The sequence below is a fragment of the Roseixanthobacter pseudopolyaromaticivorans genome (genome assembly GCF_043195145.2).
Lineage (GTDB): Bacteria > Pseudomonadota > Alphaproteobacteria > Rhizobiales > Xanthobacteraceae > NCEH01.
Genome location: NZ_CM195539.1, coordinates 4,471,358 through 4,494,267, shown reverse-complemented (window position 1 = coordinate 4,494,267; position 22,910 = coordinate 4,471,358). Strand labels below are relative to the sequence as shown.

The following is a 22,910-nucleotide window of genomic DNA, read 5'->3' as shown; positions in this document are numbered from 1 at the left end:
ATCTGGAGGAAAGCAGCAAAGCTTTGGTTAAGCTTGAAACGGATTTTGCACCAAAATTGTGTCATCCCGTTCCGGGCTTGTCGAAAGCACAGCCACCGGGCAGCCGATCAGTTCCTCGACCCAGCGCACATATTTCACCGCCTCGGCCGGAAGATCGGCCCAGGAGCGCGCACCGGCGGTGGATTCCTTCCATCCGGGAATGGTCTCATAAATCGGCACAGCCCGGGCCTGCTGGCCGCTTTCGGCCGGGAGATAATCGATCTCCTTGCCGTCGAGCATGTAGCCGACGCAGACCTTCAGCTCCTCGAATCCGTCCAGCACGTCGAGCTTGGTCAGCGCGATGCCGTGGATGCCGCAGGTCTTCACGGTCTGGCGGACCAGCACCGCATCGAACCAGCCGCAGCGGCGCGGGCGGCCGGTGACGACGCCGAACTCGCGGCCCTTCGTTCCCAGCGCTTTGCCCACTTCATCGGTCAGCTCGGACGGGAAAGGGCCTTCGCCGACGCGCGTGGTGTAGGCCTTGGTGATGCCGAGCACATAGTCCAGCGCGCCCGGCCCAACCCCCGATCCGCTCGCCGCGCCGGAGGCGACGGTGTTGGACGAGGTGACATAAGGATAGGTGCCGTGGTCGATATCCAGCAAAGCGCCCTGGGCGCCTTCGAACAGGATCTTCTTGCCGTCACGGCGGGCCTTGTCGAGCAGCTCCCACACCCGGTCCATGAACGGCAGGACCTTGGGGGCGATGGCTTCCAGCTCGGCGATCAGCGCCGCCGCATCCACCTCGTCCAGGCCGAGGCCGCGCCGCAGCGGATTGTGATGGCTGAGCAGGCGCTCGACCTTGGCCGGCAGGCTCGAGAGGTCGGACAGGTCCACGAGGCGGATCGCGCGACGGCCGACCTTGTCCTCATAAGCCGGGCCGATGCCGCGCTTGGTGGTGCCGATGCGGGTGCCGGGATTGGCGCCTTCGCGCAGGGCGTCCAGCTCGCGGTGCAGCGGCAGGATCAGCGGGGTGGTCTCGGCGATGCGCAGCCGGTCGGGGCCGACGACGACGCCCTGGGCCGCGAGGCGCGCGAGTTCGTCCACCAGCGCCTGGGGATCGAGCACCACGCCGTTGCCGATGACCGAGAGCTTGCCCGGCCGCACGACGCCCGAGGGCAGCAGCGAGAGCTTATAGGTGACGCCGTTCACCACCAGGGTATGGCCGGCATTGTGGCCTCCCTGGAAGCGAACCACCACGTCGGCCTGCTCGGAGAGCCAGTCGACGATCTTGCCTTTTCCTTCGTCGCCCCATTGCGAGCCGACAACGACCACGTTGGCCAAGGTGAGCGGTCCTCCGCCGGGGCGCGGCCGAATGCGGCGCGCGCGAACAAAGCAAAGCCCCGGTTTGTCCGGGGCCTGATGGGTGCGTCTTACGGGATCGAGGCTTGCGAGGCAAGGCGTTACCCACCCACGGCCTTCCCTAGCGCCATGCGGCTGGCGCAAGGGAAGGCGCCGGGAGGAGCGGCGTTTTCACCCCGAATTGCGCAATCCCGCCGAGATGCCGTTGATGGTGAGTTGGATGCCGTGCAGCACCTTGTCCCCCACATCTTCGCCCGCCAGCGCACGGCGATGCAGCTTCAGCATGTGCACCTGAACGTGATTGAGCGGGTCGAGATAGGGGAAGCGGTTGCGGATCGAGCGGTCGAGCAGGGGGTTGCCCTCCAGCAGGCGCTTCTGGCCCATGATGGCGAGCAGCAGCTCGATGGAGGTCTCGTATTCGGCCCGGATGCGCTCGAAGATGCGGGCGCGGAGCAGTTCGTCCGGCACCAGTTCCGCATAGCGCGAGGCCACCGCCAGCGAGCTTTTCGAGAGCACCATGTCCATGTTGGACAGGAGCGTGCGGAAAAACGGCCATTCCTTGTACATGGCGCGCAATTGGGCGAGCCCGTCCTGCGGGTGGGCGGCAAGGAAGCCCTTCACCGCCGTGCCGAAGCCGTACCAGGCCGGCAGCATGAGGCGGCACTGGGCCCAGGAGAACACCCAGGGAATGGCCCGCAGCGCCTCGATGGAGCGCGTCTTGTTCCGCGAGGCCGGGCGTGAGCCGATGTTCAGCGTCGCGATCTCGCTGATGACGGTCGAGGACCAGAAATAATCCTCGAAACCGGGGGTCTCATAGACGAGGCCGCGATAGGCCGTGAAGGCACGGGCCGACAATTCCTCCATGAAGGCGGAGAATTCCGGCCGCGGATCGGCCTGTTCCGGCTGGAGCAGGGTGGCGTCGAGCGTGGCGGAGACCAGGATCTCCAGATTGCGCCGGCCGACGTCGGGATTGGAATATTTGGAGGCGATGATCTCGCCCTGTTCGGTCACGCGGATCTGCCCGTCCACGGCGCCGGCGGGCTGGGCGAGGATGGCGTCATAGCTCGGGCCGCCGCCGCGCCCCACGGAACCGCCGCGCCCGTGGAACAGGCGCAGCCGCACATTGTGGCGCTGGAACACTTCGATCAGCGAGGTCTCGGCCTTGTACAATTCCCAGCCCGAGGTGACGAAGCCGCCATCCTTGTTGCTGTCGGAATAGCCGAGCATCACTTCCTGCTCGCCGCCGCGGCTGTCCACCAGGCTGCGGTATTGCGGGATCGCCAGCATGCGGTCCATCACCTTGGCGCAGGCCTGCAGATCGCCGATCGTCTCGAACAGCGGAATGATGTTGAGCGCGCTCGTGCCGCTCGCCTGCACCAGCCCCACTTCCTTCAGCAGCAGAGCCACTTCCAGCAGGTCCGAGACGCCTTCCGCCTTGGAGATGATGCAATTAGGAATGACCGCCCCGCCGAGCATGCGGTGCGCGTGTGCGGCCTCCCGCAGGATCGCGAGTTCCGACTGGGTCTCTTCCGAATAGGTCAGGAAGGGCGAGGCGAGGGGGCGGGCATTGGTGAGCTCGCCCGTGAGCAGAGCGATGCGCGCCTCTTCGTCGAGGCCGGCATAATTGGTGCCCGGGGAGACCGCCTCCAGCAATTCGCCGACGGTCCTCGCATGGACGTCGGAATTCTGTCGCAGGTCGAGGCTGGCGAGGTGGAAGCCGAAGCAGTCTGCCGCGCGGCGCAGGTTGCGCAGGCGGCCCCGCGCCAGCACGCGCGACCCGTTTTCGCACAGCGAATGGTGGATGATGTCGAGATCGGCCCGGAAGGCGGCCGCGCTTTCATAGGGCGGATAAGCCGGATCGGCCGGCTCGGACGCGCCCTTCAGCGCCGCCTCGCTCGCCGCGAGACGCGCCGCGACGGTGGCGAGGGCCCGGCGATAGGGCTCGTCCTGGTGGCGGGCGGAGGTGTCCGGCGAGCGGCCGGCAAGTTCGGTCAGGTCGGCGGAAACCGGCACCAGGCGGCTTGCCAGGGAGAGTTCGGCCGCGAGCGCCTCCACTTCCTCGCGGTGAAACTGCATGGCGCGGTCGCGGTGCAGTTCCACGGTCGTGCGCAGCACGTCAGCGGTGACGAAGGGGTTACCGTCCCGATCGCCGCCGATCCAACTGCCCACCCGCAGGAAGGAGGGCACATCCACCGGACCGGCCTCGGGGTCGAGCTGTTCGAGATGGTCCTCGATGGCGCAGAACAGGCGCGGCACCTCGTGCAGGAAGGTGTAGTCGTAATAGGAGAGGCCGTTCACCACCTCGTCGAGCACGGTCAGCTTGATGCGCCGCAGGATGGCGGTCTGCCACAAGGTGAGCACGGCGCGGCGCAGGGTCTCGATGTCGCGCGCCGCCTCCTCGGGCGTCGCTTCCACCCGCTGGCGCTGGTCCAGCAGGGCGGCGATTTCCATCTCCCGATTAAGCGTGCTCTTGCGGCGCACCTCGGTGGGATGGGCGGTGAGCACCGGGCTCACCAAAGCGGTGTCGAAGAACGCCTTCAGCGCGTCCGGGCTCTTGCCCCCGGCGGCGGCGCGGGCGAAGGCGTTGGCGAGCGTGCCGACACGCGGCGTGGACCCGGCTATGGCGTGGGCGCGGTTGCGGCGGGTGTGGTGCACATCCTCGGCGATGTTGGCGAGGTGCGAGAAATAGCTGAAGGCGCGAATGATCCGCACGGCGGTGTCGGACTTCAGGCTCTCCAGCAGGCCTTCCAGCTCCTGGCGCGCGCCCTCTTCGGAATCGCGGTGGAAGCGCAGGGAGGTCTGGCGGATGCGCTCCACCAAAGCGAAAATGTCGTCGCCCTCCTGCTCGCGCACCGTGTCGCCGAGGATGCGGCCCAGCAGGCGGATGTCCTCCCGCAGCGGGCGATCCTTATCGCTGGTTTCATCCGTCGGCTCGTTCAACCCCGCCCAGACCGCACTCGACATGTGCCCGCCCCCGTCGCCGCTTCGCTTATTCCTCTTTAGTCTAACGAGCTTTTTTGCATGAGCGAAGCAAATGCTGCGATCCTGACGATGCGACGCCCCACAAAAGACCGCAGTGCGAAAGCGCTCGCCGCTTCGCCGCTCCACTACTAGAGTGAAGCCGGCACAACACTTTCGCCTCTTGCCAAGGGGGCGTTGGATGGCGACAAGAGAAAACCGGTCCGCGGGCCGGTCAAAGCGTGCGTCCCCGTGTGGGGCGTCGGGGGGTCCGGGGGGTCCATGGTCCAGTCGCTCGCAGCCGCGCGTCCATCGCTTCCATCAGCGCCGACCGCGCTCGACCATGCGCTGCACGCCGCCCGCCCAGCCCTGTGGACCGTCGTGGTTTTCAGCTTCTTCATCAATATTCTCGGGCTCACCGGCTCGCTTTACATGATGCAGGTCTATGACCGCGTGCTGGCGAGCCGCAATCTGCAAACCCTGGTTTTGCTCACCGTCATCGTCGCCATCCTCTACATGGTCGCCGCCGCGCTTGAGGCGCTGCGCACGCAATTGCTGGTGCGCGCCGGGGCGAAGTTCGACGAGAGCATCAAGGAAGAGGCGTTCGACGCTGTGCAGCGCGCCTCCCTGCGGCGGCCCTCGCCCAGCCATGTGCAGGCGCTGCGGGACGTGGACACGGTGCGCGAATTCTTCGCCGGGCCGGGCCTGATTTCCTGCTGCGATGTGCCCTGGGTGCCGATCTACATCATCTTCGCCACCCTGCTGCATCCCTGGTACGGCGTTCTGGCGGTGCTCAGCTGCGTGATCTCCGGCGTGCTCGCCTTCGCCAACGACAAGGTGACGCGGCCGATCCTCGACCGGGCGACCAAGGCCAACATCAGCGCCAATAATGAGGCTACCACCACCTTCCGCAATGCCGAGGTGCTCCAGGCCATGGGCATGGTGCGGCAATTGCGCGAGCGCTGGATCACCCATCGCGGCGCCGCGCTCGGCTGGCAGGCGCTGGCTTCCGACCGGGCGGCGTTCCTGATGGCGGCCACCAAGTTCAACCGCATGTTCATGCAGAGCCTGATCCTCGGGCTCGGCGCCTATCTCGCCATCAACCGGGAAATCTCGCCGGGCATGATGATCGCCGCCTCGATCATCGTCGGGCGCTGCATCCAGCCCATCGAGATGGCGATCGGCAATTGGAAGGGCATCGTCGCCACCCGCTCGGCGTTCCGCCGGGTGCAGGAGCTGCTGCGCATGTCGCCGACCCCCGCCACCCGCATGCGCCTGCCCGATCCCACCGGCGCCCTGCAGGTGGAAAACCTGGTCGCCCATGCGCCGGGCCGCGACGTGCCGGTGCTGCGCGGGGTGTCGTTCGCGGTGCCAGCGGGCGCCGTGCTCGGCATCATCGGCCCGAGCGCCGCGGGAAAATCGAGCCTCGCCCGCGTGCTGGTGGGCGTGTGGCCGGCCAGCGCCGGCGCGGTGCGGCTCGACGGGTCCGACCTCAGCCATTGGGACCCGGAGCAGCTCGGCCGCTGCCTCGGCTATCTGCCCCAGGATGTGGAGCTGTTTGCCGGCTCCATCGCCGACAATATCGCCCGCTTCACCACCCGCGACGAGGCGCAGATCGTCCAGGCGGCGCAGATGGCCGGCGTGCACGAGATGATCCAGCGCCTGCCGCGCGGCTATAATACCGAGATCGGCGAAAGCGGCGCCTCGCTCTCCGGCGGCCAGCGCCAGCGCATCGCGCTCGCCCGCGCCATCTACGGAAATCCCGCGGTGGTGGTGCTGGACGAGCCCAACGCGAGCCTGGACGCCGCCGGCGAGCAGGCGCTGATGGTTGCGGTGCAGGCGCTGCGCAAGGCTGGGCGCACCGTGGTGCTGGTCACGCACAAGACCAACAGCCTCGGCCTCTGCGACTATATCCTGCTGCTGAACGAGGGCGTGGTGCACGGGTTCGGCCCGCGCGACGAAGTGCTTGCGAAGGTGCTCGGTCCGCGCCTCGTGCAGCCGGCGGATGCCCCCGCGGCGGCGCATATCGGCGGCCAGGCCGCCGGGGCTTGAGGGGAAGCAGATGTCCATTCGTCCCGAAAGCCCCATCGAGACCCTGAAAGACGTCGCCGGAACCGCCCGCGCGCGCTCCGGCGCCGCCCTGCGGCGGCTTGGCGACAGCCCGCTCGGCCAGACCGCGCTGGCGCGCCTCGCCGTGCTCCGGGCGGGCGGCGTGCGCTTCGTGCGCGAGGTGATCCTGCCGCCACCGCCGCCCGAAATCGCCGATGCCGACAACGGCATGAAGGCGCCGGTCGCCTCCAGCGATTTCCGCCGCGTGGCGACCATCGGCTATGGCGTGATCTTCCTCACCTTCGGGGTGTTCGGCGGCTGGGCGGCGCTGGCCAATATCGACAGCGCCGTGATCGCCTCCGGCGTGGTCTCGGTGGAGAGCAAGCGCCAGGTGGTGCAGCATCTGGAAGGCGGCATCGTCGCGGAGATTCATGTCAAGGACGGACAGAGCGTGGAGCGCGGCGCGCTGCTGTTCCGCCTAGACCCCACCAATCCGCAGTCCAGCTACGATTCCCTGCGCACCCAGCTCGACACGCTGCTGGCCAACGACGCCCGCCTCACCGCCGAGCGCGAGCACGCAAGCGCCATCACCTTCCCGCCGGAACTGCTCGCCCGCGCCGAGGAACCGGCGGTTAAATCCATCCTGGCCGACCAGGTGGCCCAGTTCCGCGACCGCAAGGCCTCGCTGGAGGGGCAGACGGCCATCCTCAACAGCCGGATCGTCCAGGGCCAGACGGAGATCGACGGGCTCGCCCGCGAGCGCGCCTCCGCCGACCAGCAATTGTTCTATATCGACGACGAGCTGGCCGGGGTGCAGCAGCTCAACGACAAGGGTCTGGTCTCCAAGCCGCGCGTCGCCCAGCTTCAGCGCGAGAAGGCGCGGCTTCAAGGCACGGTGGGCCGCAACATCGCCGATGCGGCGAAAGCGGCCAACACCATCAGCGAAATGAAGATGCAGATCCAGCAGCTGGATCAAAAGCAGCAGGAAGAGGTGGCCGGGCAGATCGTGGAGACGCGGCAGAAAATCGCGGACGTGCGCGAGAAGCTCAACGTGTCCAAGAACGTGCTGAGCCGCATCGATATCCGCGCCCCGCGCTCGGGCATCGTGCAGAACATCAACCAGAAGATCTATACCGTCGGCGCCGTGGTGCGGCCGGGCGACACCATGCTCGAGATCGTGCCGCAGAACGACGATCTGATCGTCGACGCCCAGGTGCCGACCACCGACATCGACCGCCTGCACGGCGGCGTCACCGGCGTGGAGGTGCGCTTCCCCGCGTTCCATTCGCGCACCACGCCGCTCATCCTCGGCGAGCTGCGCACGGTCTCGCCCGACCGGCTGATCGACGAGACCACCCACCAGCCCTATTTCCAGGCGGTGGTGGCTGTGGCGAGCACGGACATTCCCGAGGAGATGAAGGCGCGGCTGCGCCCCGGCATGCCGGCGGAGGTGGTTTTCAACACCGGGGAACGCAGCGTCATGAGCTATTTGACGCGCCCCCTCACCGATGCGCTGACCCGGTCCTTCCGGGAGAAATGAGCGCCGCGCGCGGAGCGGTGCAAACCCGCGCCAGCTTCCGCGTTGACACGGTTTCGGGCCACTCCTAGGTTGCCGGCCCCAAGGTTTGCTGCGCTGCGTGGTTTGCGGCGCATGGCTCCGGCGCGGGAGGTTTTCCGCAGCCGCACTTAAAGTGGGTCGGGAGGAGCGCTCAACAATGAAGATCCTGGTGCCGGTCAAGCGGGTGGTGGACTACAACGTGAAGGTCCGTGTGAAGGCGGACGGGTCCGGTGTGGAACTGGCCAACGTCAAGATGTCCATGAATCCGTTTGACGAGATCGCGGTGGAAGAAGCCCTGCGTCTCAAGGAAGCGGGCAAGGCGACCGAGGTGGTGGTGGTTTCCATCGGCCCGGCGCAGGCGACCGAGACCCTGCGCACCGCGCTCGCCATGGGGGCCGACCGCGGCATCCTGGTGAAGGTGGACGGCGTGGTGGAGCCGCTCGCCGTCGCCAAGATCCTCAAAGGCGTCGTGGGCGAGGAAGCCCCGCAGCTCGTGATCCTCGGCAAGCAGGCGATCGACGACGATTCGAACCAGACCGGCCAGATGCTGGCGGCGCTGCTCGGCTGGGGCCAGGGCACGTTCGCTTCCAAGGTGGTGCTGGAAGAGGGCGCGGCCCTGGTGACGCGCGAGATCGACGGCGGCCTGCAGACCGTGAAGCTGGCACTGCCGGCCATCGTGACCACCGACCTGCGGTTGAACGAGCCGCGCTATGCCTCGCTGCCCAACATCATGAAGGCGAAGAAGAAGCCCATCGATGAGAAGACGCCCGACGCCTATGGCGTGGACGTGGCGCCGCGCCTGAAGGTGCTGAACACCGCCGAGCCGGCCGGCCGCAAGGCCGGGGTGAAGGTGGGTTCGGTGGCCGAACTGGTGACGAAGCTCAAGGATGAGGCGGGGGTGATCTGATGACGACTTTGCTGCTCGCCGAACACGACAATTCGGTTCTCAACGGCGCCACCGCTAAGGCCCTGACCGCCGCCGCCGCTTTGGGCGGCCCGGTGCACATCCTGGTCGCCGGCCAGAACGCCGCCGCGGTGGCGGAAGCCGCCGCCAAGCTTTCGGGTGTCGAGAAGGTGCTGCTCGCCGATGGCGATAGCTATGCGCACCGCCTCGCCGAGCCGCTGGCGGCGCTGATCGTCTCGCTCGCCCCGGCCTATGACGCGATTGTCGGCCCCTCCACCTCGGTGGCCAAGAACGTGCTGCCGCGCGTCGCCGCGCTGCTGGACGTGATGCAGGTATCGGACATCGTGAAGGTGGTTTCGCCCGACACGTTCGAGCGGCCGATCTATGCCGGCAACGCCATCCAGACCGTGCAGGCGGCCGACGCCAAGAAGGTCATCACCGTGCGCACCGCCTCGTTCGGCGCCACGCCCGAGGGTGGCTCGGCCAGCGTCGAGAGCATCGGCGCGGCGGAAAATCCGGGCGTATCTTCGTTCGTGGACGAGGCCATCGCCGCTTCCGACCGACCCGAGCTGACGGCGGCGAAGATCATCGTCTCCGGCGGCCGCGCGGTGGGCTCCAAGGAGAAGTTCGCCGAGGTCATCGAGCCGCTCGCCGACGTGCTGGGCGCGGCGGTCGGCGCTTCGCGCGCCGCGGTGGACGCGGGCTATGCCCCGAACGACTGGCAGGTCGGCCAGACCGGCAAGGTGGTCGCGCCCGAACTTTATGTGGCGGTGGGCATCTCGGGTGCGATTCAGCACTTGGCGGGCATGAAGGATTCCAAGATCATCGTGGCCATCAACAAGGACGAGGAAGCGCCTATTTTCCAGGTTGCGGACTACGGCCTTGTGGGCGATCTGTTCTCCATCGTGCCCGAGCTGCAGGCGGCGATCGCCAAGGCGAAGGGCTGAGGGCCCGCCCGGCGCCCATCGAAGCCGGGCACATCCCCATGCGGCGTCGGTCCACCCGGCTCGGCGCCGGCCGGGGCCATCTCGGCCCCCAATATCGGAAAGACGAGAGCATCATGCCGCTCGAGATCAAGAAGGTCGGGATCATCGGCGCCGGCCAGATGGGCAACGGCATCGCCCATGTCTGCGCGCTCGCAGGCTATGACGTGGCGCTGAGCGATGCCGACCCGGACCGCATCCGTTCCGGGCTTGCCACGATCAACGGCAACATGGCCAAGCAGGTCTCCAAGGGCACCGTGACCGAGCAGGCGCGCCAGGATGCGCTCCAGCGCATCGTCGGCGCCCCGACCATGGATGGCCTGGCCGAATGCGACCTCGTGATCGAATCCGCCACTGAGCGCGAGGACGTGAAGCGCAAGATCCTCGCCGATCTCTGCCCGGTGCTGCGGCCGGATGCGCTCATCTCGTCCAACACCTCGTCCATCTCCATCACCCGCCTCGCCGCCTCGACCGACCGGCCCGAGCGCTTCATCGGCATTCATTTCATGAATCCGGTGCCGCTGATGGAGCTGGTGGAACTGGTGCGCGGCATCGCCACCGACGACGACACCTTCGAGAGCGCGAAGCAGTTCGTCACCCGGCTGCACAAGACCTATGCGGTGGCGGAGGATTTCCCCGCCTTCATCGTCAACCGCATCCTGTTGCCCATGATCAACGAAGCTATCTACACCCTCTATGAGGGCGTCGGCTCCGTGGATGCCATCGACCGGGCCATGAAGCTCGGCGCCAACCATCCCATGGGCCCGCTGCAGCTGGCGGATTTCATCGGCCTCGACACCTGCCTCGCCATCATGCAGGTGCTGCACGAGGGGCTTGCCGACAGCAAGTATCGCCCGTGCCCGCTGCTGGTGAAATATGTCGAAGCCGGCTGGCTCGGCCGCAAGACGCAGCGTGGCTTCTACGATTATCGCGGCGAGAAGCCGGTTCCCACCCGCTGAGGCGGGCGCCGCTTCCCTCGCGTATGGTGCGCCGTCGCGCTGCGCCCTTCGTTCCCGTTTGCGTGTTCACGCGCCGCCGTCCCTGATCTCGCCGCAAACCGGGCCTTGCCTGGGCGCGAAGGTCGGGGGAGCGGCGGATGCTGACACGGCGCGCGATTGTCCTGGGCGGGCTTGCGATGGGCGGGCTGACGTCGGCCCTCGGGGCGCGCGGGGCATCAGCCCAGCCCCTCGGGGGCGCGGCCGCCCCCACCGCAAACCTCCCGCCCGCTAGCGCGGACCCATTCCAGGCCCTGATCGATACCGAATGCGCGCGCGCCCGGATGCTGCGGGCGGCGCGGCTGGCGCTGGTGCTCGGCGTGGTGGATCCACAAGGGCAGGGGCGCTTGCTCTTCGCCGGGGGCGCGGACCTCACCAATCCGCTGGGCCAGCCGCTCGCCCTCGACGCGAAGACGCCGTTCGAGATCGGCTCGATTTCGAAGGTCTTCACCTCCAGCCTGCACTTCAAGCGCCATGGCCCGTTTGAGGGCACGCTCGGCACCTGGCTCGGCGGTAGCGCGCGCCTGTCCCCGGCGGTGGAGGGGCTGCGCCTCGCCAATCTCGCCACCTATCGCCCGGGCCTGCCGCAGGACAACCAGGGCGGCGCCTATCCGCCGCGCACCATGGCTGGCTTCCAGACCCTGTTCGACTTCCTCTCCACCTACAACCCGCCCATGGAGCAGGGCGCCTGCTATGCCTATTCGAACCTCGGCTGGGCGCTGCTCGCCATGGCCGGAACGGGGATCGCGGGTGCCGATGCGGACGGCTTCGCCGAGCGCTATGACCGCCGCCTCGGGGACTATTGCGCGAGCTTCGGCGCCGGTGACACGGGCTGGTTCCGGCCCGGTATGAAGGCCCGCTTGCCGCTCGGCTATACCAAGCAATGGCAGGCCCTGCCGCGCGACGCGTCCTATCGGCCGACCCATGCACTGGCGGTGGGCGCCGGGGGCATCGTCAGCACGGGGGCGGACATGCTGGCCTATCTGCGGCTGAACATGGGCCTCGCGAAGGGCGGGCTCTCAGATCCCGCGCTCGCCTATCAGCAAGGGGCGGATTTCTCCGCCTCCGCTTGCGCCGGGGGACGCGCCTCGCGCACCGCCTATGGCTGGTTCCGCGCCGATGCGACGGCGCCGCGCGGGCGCGTCACGGTGCTCACCAAGGACGGCGGGGTGGCCGGCTTCACCGCCTGGATGGGCTTTTCCGCCTGGCAGGGCAGCGGCAAGCCCTCGGGCGAAGGGGTGTTTGTGCTCTGCAACGGCCCGTCCGCAACCCCCATTGGCGTGCGGGCCATGAAGCTGCTGCTGGGGGTTTGAAGCGCCAGCTGCCGAGGGCGCAACCTGCGAGGGTGGGCGCCGAAACCTCAGCCCTGGCCGCCCCCGAGCGCGCTCTTGAGCAGGTGCTGGGCATCCTCGCTCGCCCATTCGGCCGGGCCGGCGAGATAGCCGAGTTCGCAGCCCTGGGCATCCACCAGCAAGGTGGTGGGCAGGCCGAAGCCGCGCCCCACGGCGCGCAGGGCCTGGAAGGTCTTGGTGCCGGAATCGGCATAGAAGGCTAGGTTGGAGATGCCGATCTCCTTCAGGAACGCCTTCGGCTTCTCGGCGTCGCGGGTGTCGAGATTGATCGCCACCACCTGGAAATTGGCCCCGCCCAGGCTCTGCTCCAGCCGGTCGAGGGCGGGCATTTCCTTGCGGCATGGCACGCACCAGGTGGCCCACAGATTGACCAGGAGCGTCTTGCCCTTGAAATCCGCCAGGGTCTTCGGCGTGCCGGTGCCGTCGGCGAAGGAGAGCGGCGGCAGGCGGCGCGGCTCGGTGGCCAGCGTAAAGGCGGCGATCTCACCCTTGGCCAAAGGGGAAAGACGCTTCGCCGCTTCCACCGCCGGGGCGCAGGCGGGATCGCGGGCCGAACTGGCGCTCTCGGCGGCCGGGGCAGCCTGTGAATTCGTCGGCGATGAAGCGGCCGTGACCGCGGGTGCATTGCCGGGAAGGGCATTCATCCCGTATAGGGCGAGCGCGCCGGCCACGGCGCCCGCAAGTGCCGCTCCTGCCACCACAGCCAGCATGCGCCCTTTGCCGCCACGGGCGGGGCCGGCGCGGTGTTCGGCGGGGGAGGGCGGCAAGGTCGGCTCGGTCATCAGCGGAGATCCGTCATGAGCAACAAGATGTGGGGCGGGCGCTTCTCCACGGGCCCCGATGCGATCATGGAGGAGATCAACGCCTCCATCGGCTTCGACCAGCGTCTTTTCGCCCAGGATATCGCCGGTTCCAAGGCCCATGCCACCATGCTGGCGACGCAGGGCATCGTCGCGGGCGAGGATGTCGAGAAGATCCAGGACGGTCTAGACACGATCCTGTCAGAGATCGAGGCGGGCAAATTCACCTTCCGGCGCGACCTTGAAGACATCCATATGAATGTGGAGCAGCGCCTCGCCGACATGATCGGCCCGAGCGCGGGGCGCCTGCATACCGCGCGCTCGCGCAACGACCAGGTCGCCACCGACTTCCGCCTCTACGTGCGCGACACGGTGGACGCGCTCGACGCGCAGATGGCGGACCTGCAGCTGGCGCTGTCGGAAAAGGCGCTGGCCCATGCGGCGACCGTCATGCCCGGCTTCACCCATCTGCAGACCGCCCAGCCGGTGACCTACGGCCATCATCTGATGGCCTATGTGGAGATGCTGTCGCGCGATCGCGGCCGGCTGCGCGATGCCCGCGCGCGGCTGAACGAATGCCCGCTCGGCTCGGCGGCGCTGGCCGGCACGTCCTTTCCCATCGACCGGGACATGACGGCCAAGGCGCTCGGCTTCGACCGGCCGACGGCGAATTCGTTGGACGCGGTGTCGGACCGCGATTTCGTGCTGGAGACGCTCTCCGCCGCCGCCATCTGCGCCGTGCATCTCTCGCGGTTCGCCGAGGAGGTGGTGATCTGGACCTCGCCGGCGTTCGCGCTGATCCGGCTGTCGGATAAATTCACCACCGGCTCCTCGATCATGCCGCAGAAGCGCAATCCGGATGCGGCCGAGCTGGTGCGCGCCAAGGCGGGCCGCATCATCGGCGCGCTCACCGGGCTGCTGGTGGTGATGAAGGGCCTGCCGCTCGCTTATGCCAAGGACATGCAGGAAGACAAGGAAGGCGCGTTCGACACCTTCTCGGCGCTCTCCCTGGTGGTCGCCGCGACCGCCGGCATGGTGCGCGACATCGAGCCCGACGTGGCGCGCATGAAGAGCGCCGCCGGGCAGGGCTATTCCACCGCCACGGATCTTGCGGACTGGCTGGTGCGTGCGGCCGGCCTGCCATTCCGCGAGGCGCACCATGTGACCGGGCGCATCGTCGCGCTCGCGTCCGATCGCGGGATCGGCCTGCACCGGCTGTCGCTGGAGGACATGCAAAGCGTGGATGGCCGCATCACGCAGGATGTGTTCAGCGTATTGTCCGTCACCCGCTCGGTGCAGAGCCGCGTATCCTACGGCGGCACCGCGCCGAGCCGGGTGCGCGCGCAGGCCAAGCGCTGGCTGAAGCGCCTGCAGGCGGAGGCGGCCAAGGCCTGAGGCGGCCGAACAGGATCGCACCGCCGAAAACGGCGGGCGAAGGCGGCAGGGAGGGAGGCACCCATGGTCGCGCACGAAGGGACCAACGGCGGCGCGGACCCCGCGCCCTGTTTCGATGCCGCGTTCCGCGCGCGGCTGCATGATCTGCTGGCCTGGCGGCGGGATGTGCGGCACTTCCGCACTGATCCGCTGCCCGACGGCACCCTGGCGCGGCTGCTGCAGATGGCCTGCCTTTCGCCCTCCGTGGGCCTGAGCGAGCCCTGGCGCTTCGTGCTGGTGGACGATCCGGCGCGCCGGGCGGCGGTGCGCGCCTGTTTCGAAAGCTGCAACGCCCAAGCGCTCGCCAGCCAGTCGGCGGACAAAAGCGCCGCCTATGCGCGGCTCAAGCTGGCGGGGCTCGACGACGCGCCGGTGCATTTCGCTTTGTTCGCCGATCGCGAGACCGCCCAGGGCCACGGGCTCGGCCGGCTCACCATGCCGGAGACGCTGGATTATTCGGCGGTGATGGCGGTGCAGACGCTGTGGCTCGCGGCGCGGGCGGAGGGCATCGGTCTCGGCTGGGTCTCGATCCTGCCACCCGAGCGCATGGGCGAACTCATGGACGTTCCACCCCACTGGCGCTTCATCGGCTATTTCTGCCTCGGCTATCCGCGCGTCGAGAGCGCGGTGCCGGAGCTGGAGACCCGCCATTGGGAGCACCGCCACCCGCCGGAAGGCTTCGTCCTTCAGCGCTGAGCGGCCGAGCCCGGCGGGATGTGTGTCGCCCGCGCCGCACTCCCGCGCGACAGCGGCGTTGCGGTGCGGTAGAGAGAGGGGCCGCCGCGCGCGGGGCTCGCCTTTGGCGCATCCCTCGCTATAGTGGCGTCGAATTTTCTTGGATGGCCTCGCCGTGTCGCATCGCTTGCCTGTCTCCCTGGCTTTCCTGTTTGCCTTGGCGCTCGCCGGCTGCGGCGTGAAGGGTCCGCTGGAGCCGCCCGGCACCAAGCCGCCGACCCCGCCGGGCCAGAAGGCTGCGGCCGCCGGCAGCACGACGCCCAATACGGCACCCAGCACGACCGCCAATGGCCCTGCCTCGACCGCGCCCCAGGGCTCGGCCGATAATACCGCCGGCTTGGTGACGACCGACGACATCATGTCCACCAACACCGCCCAGCCGGGCAGTGCCGATGCGCGCGCGGCCTCGGGCAATGCCTATGTCGCCCCCAACACCCCCGGCGATTCGGTGTCCCGTCCGGTGACGCAGACTCCCAATATCGCCAAACGTCCCTTCATCCTGGACGGGCTGCTCTGACGCGCCCGGAGCCGCCATGCATCATTTCGACTATCGCGACGGCCGCCTCCAGGCGGAGGACGTCGATCTTACCGCGCTCGCCCACGGCGTCGGCACACCCTTCTATTGCTATTCCACCGCGACGCTGGAGCGGCACTATCGCGTGTTCACGCAGGCCTTTTCGGGCCGCGACATGCTGCTGTGCTATGCGCTGAAGGCCAATTCCAACCAGGCGGTGATTTCCACGCTCGCCCGGCTCGGCGCGGGGGCGGACATCGTCTCCGGCGGGGAATTGAAGCGCGCGCTCGCGGCCGGCGTGCCGGCAGAGCGCATCGTGTTTTCCGGCGTCGGCAAGACCCGCCAGGAAATGGCCGATGGGCTTGATGCCGGCATCAAGTGCTTCAACGTGGAAAGCGAGCCGGAGCTGGAGCAGCTTTCGCAGGTGGCGACCGCGCGCGGCGTCATCGCCCCGGTGTCGCTGCGGGTCAATCCGGACGTGGATGCCAAGACCCACGCCAAGATCTCCACCGGCAAGTCGGAGAACAAGTTCGGCATTCCCATTTCCACCGCCCGCGCGGTGTATGAGGAGGCCGCGCGCCTGCCGGGCATCCGCATCGCCGGCGTGGACATGCACATCGGCAGCCAGATCACCGACATGGCGCCGTTCGAGAATGCCATCCTGCTGCTGGCGGAGCTGGCGCGCGACCTGATCGGCGCCGGACACACACTGCGCCATCTCGATCTCGGCGGCGGGCTCGGTGTGCCCTATGCGGCGAGCGACCCCGTGCCCCCGGCTCCCGATGCCTATGCGGCAGCGGTGAACCGCGCGCTGGGCGACCTCAAGCTGCCGCTGATCTTCGAGATGGGCCGCATGATCGTGGCCAATGCCGGCATCCTCGTCACCCGCGTGCTCTATGTGAAGCAGGGCGAGGGCAAGACCTTCGTGATCGTGGACGCGGCCATGAACGATCTCATCCGCCCCACGCTCTACGACGCCCATCATGACATCCTGCCGGTGGTGCAGCCCGCCGCCGGCGCGCCGACCCTGGTGGCGGACGTGGTGGGGCCGGTGTGCGAGACCGGCGATTATCTCGCCCTCAACCGCGCGCTGCCGGAATTGAAGGCCGGCGACCTGCTGGCGGTGATGACCGCCGGCGCCTATGGCGCGGTGCAGGCGGGCACCTACAACACCCGTCCGCTGATCCCCGAGATCCTGGTGCGGGGCGGCGAATATGCCGTGGTGCGGCCGCGCGTTTCGGCCGAGGCTCTGATTGCGCTGGATCGTCAGCCGCAATGGTTCGTCTGAGTCTGTAGGGAAAAGCGGAACAGGCTGGTGTGCACGGGGTTGCTCCTGACGAAAGGAGACGCTCATGCACCCGCCCAGATTTCACGATGATCCACGCCCGAGCCGTAGCGAACGCCCGCGCGACAGCCGCAGCGAGGCGGACGCCGGCGCGTCGCGGCCGGCCGCCGTGCGGAGCGGTTTCGCCCTGACGCCGAGCGAGGAGCGGGCGCTGCGGTCCTTCACCACCGATCCCTCGTTCGGTCCCGCGGCTGCGCCGCTCGGAACAGATGACGAGGCGGCGGGCGTTACCCCGACCACCATCCGTCCCCATCCGCCCGTGTTTACGCCGACTTCACCCGAAGCGGGCGATCCGCTGACGCCGTTTCTCAGCGGCGAAGACCCGCGTGCCGGCACGCGGCTGCATCCCACCTGGGCCATGTGGAGCCTGATCGTGCTGGCCATGGCGGCAGGCGCAGCGGTGCTCACCGCCCTGGCGATCTGAAGCGGGGCGAGGGGGCGGGCGAAAGCAAAGACCGCCGCCTCACGCCTTCAGGTCCAGCTCCACGCGCATCACGGTATAGTCCTCGCCGGTCTTCGCGACGAAGCCGAGGTCCTGCGCCATGTGCATCATGGGCAGATTCTCCCGCAGCACGTCGCCATAGATCCTCTTGAGGCCGCGCTGGCGGCCATAGGCGATGATCTCGTTCATCAGCCGATAGCCCAGTCCTTTGCCCTTCATGTCCGAGCGCACCATGATGGCGTATTCCGCGGTCTCGTTGTCCGGGTCGGAAATGATGCGCACCACGCCGCGAAAGCCGCCGTCCTTGTCCACCGCCACCAGGGCCATTTCCCGGTCGTAGTCGATCTGCGAGAGGCGCGCCGCCAGCAGGTGGGGAAAGTCCTTCAGCGAGCCGAGAAACCGCATGCGCACGTCGCGCGGATCGGAACGGCGCACGATGTCGACGATGCCCGGCTCGTCCTCGGGCCGGATCGGCCGCAGATCCAGTACCAACCCGTCGGGAAGCTCGATTTCGCGCACCAGGCCGGTGGGGAAGGGCTTGATGGCGAAGCGCTCGGTGCCCACCCCCTCGGTGGGATGCACGACGATGCGCGCGTCGAGCGCGATCACCCCGTGCTCGTCCGCCAGCAGCGGGTTGATATCCAGCTCGGCGATCTGTGGCAGGTCGCCCAGCAGATCGGAAATCTTCACCAGGGTGGCGGCTACCGCCTCGAGATCCACGGGCGGATGATCGCGGTAACCGGCGAGCAGCTTGGAGACCCGCGTGCGGCCGATCATTTCCAGCGCCAGCACGCCGTTGAGCGGCGGCAGGGCGACGGCCCGGTCGGCGATCACCTCCACCGCGAGCCCGCCCTGGCCGAACAGCACCACGGGGCCGAAGGTGGGATCGTTCGCGATGCCGGCGATCAGCTCCTGCGCATTGGGCCGGCGGATCATGGGCTGGACGGTGAAGCCCTCCACGCGCGCGCCGGGCATGCGGGTCTCCAGCGTCGCCAGCATATCGCGCGCCGCTTCCTCCACCGCCTTCGGCCCGTGCAGGTCGAGCCGCACGCCGCCCACGTCGGATTTATGCAGCACGTCGTGGGACAGGATCTTCAGCACCAGCACGCCGCCCATTTCGGCGGCGATGCGCCCGGCCTCGGCGGGGTCGCGGGCGATGCGGGTTTCCACGATGGGAATGTCGTAGGCGGCGAGCACCGCCTTCGCCTCGAACTCGCTCAGCGTCGAGCGGCCCTCGGCGATCGCCTGCTGGATCACGTCCTGCGCCTTGGTGCGATCCGGCTCGTCGAACGAGCGGGCCGGCGGGGTTTCCATCAGCAGGGTCTGGTTGCGCTGGTAGGAGACCAGATGGGCAAACGCGCGCACCGCTTCGTCCGGGGTCTCGTAGGTCGGCACGCGGTGCGCGGTGAAGCTGCGGCGGGCATCGGCGACCGCGCTTTCGCCCATCCAGCAGGTCAGCACCGGCGCGCGGGGGCGCAGGGCGAGGGCGGCGATCACCGCTTCCGCCGCCTGGCCGCTGTCGGCCACCGCATTGGGGCTGTTGAGCACCAGCGTCGCGTCGGTGCCCTCGTTCTCCATCAGAACGGCGAGGGCGTCGGCATAGCGCTTGCCGTCGGCATCGGCGCCGATGTTCACCGGATTGGCATGGGACCAGGCGCGCGGCAGGCAGGCGTCGAGCTTCGCCAGGGTCTTCGGGTCGAGCGTGCCCAATTGGCCGGGCATGTCCTCCAGCGTGTCGGTGGCGATGATGCCGGCGCCCGCGCTGTTGGTGAGCACGCCCACCCGTTCGCCCCGCAGGCGGATGCCCGAGGAGAGGGTGGAGACCGCCTCGAACAATTCCCGCAATTCGTGCACCCGCAGCATGCCGGCGCGGCGGAAGGCGGCGTCATAGACCATGTCGGAGCCGGCGAGCGCGCCGGTGTGGGAGAGCGCGGCCTGCGCCCCCGCCGCGCTGCGCCCGGCCTTGATGACGATGACCGGCTTGGAGCGCGCGGCGATGCGGCCCGCCGACATGAATTTGCGCGCGTCCGTCAGGCATTCCACATAGAGCAGGATGGCGCGGGTGGAATTGTCCAGCGCCAGATAGTCCAGCAGGTCGCCGAAATCCACGTCCGCCTTCTCGCCCAGCGATATGACGTGGGAAAAGCCCAGCCCGCGCGCATGGGCCCAGTCCAGCACGGCGGTCGCCATGGCGCCGGACTGGCTGACGAAGGCGATATGGCCGCGCGCCGGCATCAGATGGGCGAAGCTGGCATTGATGCGCGGGCCGGTGGAGATGAAGCCGAGGCTGTTCGGGCCGATGAGGCGCAGCAGATGCGGCTTGGCCGCGTCCAGCACCTGCTGGCGCAGCGCGGCATCATAGATTCCGTCGGCCACGTCATAGCCGGCGGTGGTGATGATGGCGGCGCGGCAGCCCTTGGCACCGAGGTCGGCGATCGCCTGCGGCACCTTGCTCGGCGGGGCGACGATGACGGCAAGGTCCACCGGGATCGGCAGCGCCTCGATGGTGGGATAATTGAGCGAGGAGCGGATCGCCCGCTCGCCGGCCTTCACGGTGAGGATCGGCCCGTTGAAGCCGGCCTCGAACAGATTGCGGGCGATGACCGTGCCGATCGATCCGGCCCGGCTGCTGGCGCCCACCAGCGCGATGGCGGCGGGCGCGAACAGGGCGTCGAGATTGCGCATCGTCATGGGCGGGACCTTTGGGCAGGAACGCGGACAGAGCGATGGACGTTCGCGCCGATCATGACGCATTCCCGCGACGACCGGGAGACGGCGCGTGCGGGTTTGGACTGTGCGGCTCCAGATTGCGATGCGGCGTCAGGCGCCGCGGGCGAGGCTTTCGCGCACCGCATCGCTCAAGGCATTGCTCAGCAGCGGTTTTTCGATGATCGCGACACCGGCCGAGGAGGCGCGGCGCCGCACGTTGTCGGCGGGGTTGGTGGTGATGAGAATGGCGGGAAGGGAGACGTGACGGGCCTTCAGCTTGCCCAGCAGCTCCAGGCCGTCCTGGCCCGGCAGGTAATAATCCACGACGATGCAGCCGCGGCTCGGCAGGTCGGCGGCCAGAATCTCCTCCGGTCCAGCGAAGGTGCGCACATCGAAGCCTTCCAGCTCCAACGCGAACTTCAGCGAACTGCGGATCGCCGGATCGTCGTCCACGAGCAGAACCACATTGCCGGGAACGACCCGCATGTCCTGGTTTTCACCGGCCATCAACACCGCTATGCGCCTCTTCCATGAGACTCGTCAGCCGCGGCGACGGGCCCGTACCTCGCACTGTCGGCGGGTGAAGTATTCGGTATGGCGGCTCAAGGGCCTTGAGATAGATCAAGGCCGGGCGATGTCGCGCGCAGCCGGTTCAGTCCACCGCACCGCCGACCCCGGCGAGCAGCGCCATGCGAACCAGCTCGGAGAGGCTGGCCGCCTTCATCTTGGTCATCACATTGGCGCGGTACACCTCGACCGTGCGCGGACTGATGCCGAGATCGTGGGCGATCACCTTGTTGGCATGGCCCACCAGCAGCAGCTCCAGCACCTGCCGCTCGCGCTGGGAGAGCGCGGCGATGCGCTCCTCCACCTCACCGCGCACGGTATCTTGGTGCTGGTGCAACGCGGCCTGGGTGAGGCAGGTGCGCACCGCGGCGAGCAAAGCGTCGTCGTCGAACGGCTTCTCCAGGAATTCGGCGGCGCCGAGCTTCATCGCCTCGACCGCCAGCGGCACGTCGCCATGGCCGGTGACCACGATGACAGGGATCTTCGAGCCGCGCGTGTTGAGATATTGCAGCAGCTCCACCCCGCTGAGGCCGGGCATGCGCACGTCCGTGATGATGCAGCCGGCGGTCGCGGGCACGCCGCCGTCGATGAAGGCGCCGGCGGAGGTGTGCGCTTGCACCCTCAGGCCGGCGCTTTCCAGCAGGAAGCAGAGCGAATCGCGCACCGCGTCGTCATCGTCGATGACATGGATCGGCAAGGCATCCTGGGGAAAGGATTCAGGCATTGCCGACGGTCTCCTCTTGCACGGCGCGCAGGGTGAAACGGAAGATGCTGCCGCCCTCGGGGTTCGGTTCGGCCCAGATGCGGCCACCGTGCGATTCGATGATGGTACGGGAAATGGAAAGCCCCACCCCCATGCCATGCTGCTTGGTGGTGATGAAGGGCATGAACAATTGGTCGGCGATCTTCTTGGAGATGCCGTGGCCGGTGTCGGACACGGAAACGGCGACCATGTCGTCTTCCTCCGGGCTGGTCTGCACCATCAGCATGCGCCGCGGCGACTCCATCATCGCTTCCATGGCGTTGCGGATCAGATTGAGCAAGACCTGCTGCACCTGCACCTTGTCCGCCAGCACCAGGTCGCAGGACGGATCGAACCTGAAGCGTACCTCGATGCCATATTCCTTGGCGCCCACCAGGGCGAGGGCGCTCGCCTCTTCCACCATTTTCGACAGGCTTTCCACCCGGCGCTCGCTCTCCCCGCGTGAGACGAAGTCGCGCAGCCGGCGAATGATGTTGCCGGCCCGGAGCGCCTGTTCCGCCGCTTTGTCCAGCGCGCCCTGGAGCTGCGGCAGGTGCTGGGATCCGTCCTGCTCCAGCAGGCGCCGGCAGCCCTTGATGTAATTGGCGATGGCGGACAAGGGCTGGTTCAGCTCGTGCGCCAGGGTCGAGGCCATCTCGCCCATGGCGGTCAGGCGCGAGATGTGCACCAGCTCGGCCTGCAGTTCCTGAAGCCGGGCCTCGGTGGCCTGGCGCTCGGTCAGGTCGCGGATGAAGCCGGTGAAGAACCGCCCGGAGCCCGAGCGCATTTCGCCCACCGACAATTCCATCGGGAAGGTGGAGCCGTTCTTGCGCAGTCCCACCACCACGCGCCCGATGCCGATGATGCGCCGCTCCCCGGTGGTGAGGTAGCGTTCCAGATAGCCGTCGTGCGCCGCCTTGTGCGGATTGGGCATGAGCACCGAGACGTTGCGGCCGATGGCGTCGGACGCGGTATAGCCGAACAGGCGCTCGGCGGCGCTGGAGAAGGATTGGATGACGCCGCGCGCGTCGATGACGATCATGGCGTCGGGCACCGTGTCGAGGATCGAGGAGAGATGCGCCTCGCGCGCCAGCAGCGCCCGGTCGCGCGCGGCGGCATCGAGCTTGGTGCGCCGCAGCCGCTCGCCGAGCACGCTGGCGCACAGCCCGAGGAGCGCGAACAGCAGCGCCGCCGGGAGCGCCGCCGGGGCGGTGCTTGCGCCGGTGGAGGCCAGGGCCGCCTGCGCGCCGAGCGCGATCGCCACCGCCGGCAGGCTGGCGGCAAGGCCGCGCCCGCTGACCAGCACCACCGCGATGCCGCAGGCGAGCAAAGCCGCCGGGCCGAAGGCCGGCCAGCCCAGGAGGTCGCCGGCCACCACGGCGACCATGACCGTGAACGCGCCGGCGAACAGGCTGGTGAGCGCCTCGCCGGTGAAGCTGGCCATCTGGCCACCGCTCCGCGGCGGCGCCTCCGCGTGGGAGACAG

The 22,910-nt window shown here is 68.3% G+C and carries 18 protein-coding genes; 11 read left to right on the top strand and 7 right to left on the bottom strand.

The window, feature by feature from the left end; translation table 11 throughout:
- Nucleotides 1–27 precede the first annotated feature (27 nt).
- Together V5F68_RS20935 and ppc are read right to left on the bottom strand one after the other, a co-directional pair.
- Nucleotides 28–1,320 (bottom strand): adenylosuccinate synthase, encoded by a 1,293-nt coding sequence (locus V5F68_RS20935; protein ID WP_394015462.1) that lies wholly within the window; start codon nt 1,318–1,320, stop codon nt 28–30.
- Nucleotides 1,321–1,509: 189 nt separating this feature from the next.
- On the bottom strand, nt 1,510–4,302 hold the full coding sequence (gene ppc / locus V5F68_RS20930; RefSeq protein ID WP_394015463.1) for a phosphoenolpyruvate carboxylase: 2,793 nt from the start codon (nt 4,300–4,302) through the stop codon (nt 1,510–1,512).
- A gap of 276 nt (nt 4,303–4,578) precedes the next feature.
- On the opposite strand from ppc, the gene V5F68_RS20925 reads away from it, so the two are divergent.
- From V5F68_RS20925 to V5F68_RS20900, 6 genes are all read left to right on the top strand, one after another.
- Nucleotides 4,579–6,348 carry a type I secretion system permease/ATPase gene (locus V5F68_RS20925; protein ID WP_394015464.1) on the top strand — a complete coding sequence of 590 codons (1,770 nt, stop codon included), beginning with the start codon at nt 4,579–4,581 and terminating at the stop codon, nt 6,346–6,348.
- A 10-nt stretch (nt 6,349–6,358) separates the two neighbouring features.
- Nucleotides 6,359–7,885 carry an HlyD family type I secretion periplasmic adaptor subunit gene (locus V5F68_RS20920; RefSeq protein WP_394015465.1) on the top strand — a complete coding sequence of 509 codons (1,527 nt, stop codon included), beginning with the start codon at nt 6,359–6,361 and terminating at the stop codon, nt 7,883–7,885.
- A gap of 175 nt (nt 7,886–8,060) precedes the next feature.
- Entirely contained in the window at nt 8,061–8,810 is a 750-nt protein-coding gene (locus V5F68_RS20915; RefSeq protein ID WP_394015466.1) for an electron transfer flavoprotein subunit beta/FixA family protein, read from the top strand.
- The gene (locus tag V5F68_RS20910; RefSeq protein WP_394015467.1) at nt 8,810–9,754 is read left to right on the top strand and encodes an electron transfer flavoprotein subunit alpha/FixB family protein; all 945 of its coding nucleotides are present in this window, start codon (nt 8,810–8,812) and stop codon (nt 9,752–9,754) included. Before V5F68_RS20915 ends, V5F68_RS20910 begins: the two co-directional genes overlap by 1 nt.
- A 113-nt stretch (nt 9,755–9,867) precedes the next feature.
- Nucleotides 9,868–10,749 (top strand): 3-hydroxybutyryl-CoA dehydrogenase, encoded by an 882-nt coding sequence (locus V5F68_RS20905; RefSeq protein WP_394015468.1) that lies wholly within the window; start codon nt 9,868–9,870, stop codon nt 10,747–10,749.
- Between the two features lie 137 nt (nt 10,750–10,886).
- On the top strand, nt 10,887–12,098 hold the full coding sequence (locus tag V5F68_RS20900; protein WP_394015469.1) for a serine hydrolase domain-containing protein: 1,212 nt from the start codon (nt 10,887–10,889) through the stop codon (nt 12,096–12,098).
- Nucleotides 12,099–12,145: 47 nt separating this feature from the next.
- Here the strand turns inward: V5F68_RS20900 and tlpA are convergent, their stop codons facing one another.
- Complete coding sequence (gene tlpA, locus V5F68_RS20895) at nt 12,146–12,919, bottom strand: thiol:disulfide interchange protein TlpA (protein WP_394015470.1); 774 nt, start codon at nt 12,917–12,919, stop codon at nt 12,146–12,148.
- Nucleotides 12,920–12,934: 15 nt separating this feature from the next.
- Between tlpA and argH the strand changes: the two genes are divergently transcribed.
- The 5 genes from argH (at nt 12,935) to V5F68_RS20870 (ending at nt 17,389) form a co-directional block, all read left to right on the top strand.
- Nucleotides 12,935–14,332: an argininosuccinate lyase gene (gene argH, locus V5F68_RS20890; protein WP_394015471.1), complete on the top strand. Its 1,398-nt coding sequence runs from the start codon at nt 12,935–12,937 to the stop codon at nt 14,330–14,332.
- Between the two features lie 63 nt (nt 14,333–14,395).
- Nucleotides 14,396–15,067 (top strand): 5,6-dimethylbenzimidazole synthase, encoded by a 672-nt coding sequence (gene bluB, locus V5F68_RS20885; RefSeq protein ID WP_394015472.1) that lies wholly within the window; start codon nt 14,396–14,398, stop codon nt 15,065–15,067.
- A gap of 154 nt (nt 15,068–15,221) precedes the next feature.
- A complete protein-coding gene (gene lptM, locus V5F68_RS20880) occupies nt 15,222–15,623 on the top strand; it encodes an LPS translocon maturation chaperone LptM (RefSeq protein WP_394015473.1) in 402 nt (133 codons plus the stop codon).
- Nucleotides 15,624–15,639: 16 nt separating this feature from the next.
- Entirely contained in the window at nt 15,640–16,908 is a 1,269-nt protein-coding gene (gene lysA, locus V5F68_RS20875; protein WP_394015474.1) for a diaminopimelate decarboxylase, read from the top strand.
- 64 nt (nt 16,909–16,972) lie between these two features.
- On the top strand, nt 16,973–17,389 hold the full coding sequence (locus V5F68_RS20870; RefSeq protein WP_394015475.1) for a hypothetical protein: 417 nt from the start codon (nt 16,973–16,975) through the stop codon (nt 17,387–17,389).
- A gap of 39 nt (nt 17,390–17,428) precedes the next feature.
- Here the strand turns inward: V5F68_RS20870 and V5F68_RS20865 are convergent, their stop codons facing one another.
- The 4 genes from V5F68_RS20865 to V5F68_RS20850 all read right to left on the bottom strand — a co-directional run bounded on the left by V5F68_RS20865 (nt 17,429) and on the right by V5F68_RS20850 (nt 22,869).
- Complete coding sequence (locus tag V5F68_RS20865; protein ID WP_394015476.1) at nt 17,429–20,098, bottom strand: bifunctional acetate--CoA ligase family protein/GNAT family N-acetyltransferase; 2,670 nt, start codon at nt 20,096–20,098, stop codon at nt 17,429–17,431.
- A 129-nt stretch (nt 20,099–20,227) separates the two neighbouring features.
- Nucleotides 20,228–20,623 (bottom strand): response regulator transcription factor, encoded by a 396-nt coding sequence (locus tag V5F68_RS20860; protein WP_394015477.1) that lies wholly within the window; start codon nt 20,621–20,623, stop codon nt 20,228–20,230.
- Between the two features lie 145 nt (nt 20,624–20,768).
- Nucleotides 20,769–21,407, bottom strand: a complete 639-nt coding sequence (gene fixJ / locus V5F68_RS20855) for a response regulator FixJ (protein WP_394015478.1) — start codon at nt 21,405–21,407, stop codon at nt 20,769–20,771.
- Nucleotides 21,400–22,869: a sensor histidine kinase gene (locus V5F68_RS20850; protein ID WP_394015479.1), complete on the bottom strand. Its 1,470-nt coding sequence runs from the start codon at nt 22,867–22,869 to the stop codon at nt 21,400–21,402. The genes fixJ and V5F68_RS20850 overlap by 8 nt, the downstream gene beginning before the upstream one ends.
- Nucleotides 22,870–22,910 lie beyond the last annotated feature (41 nt).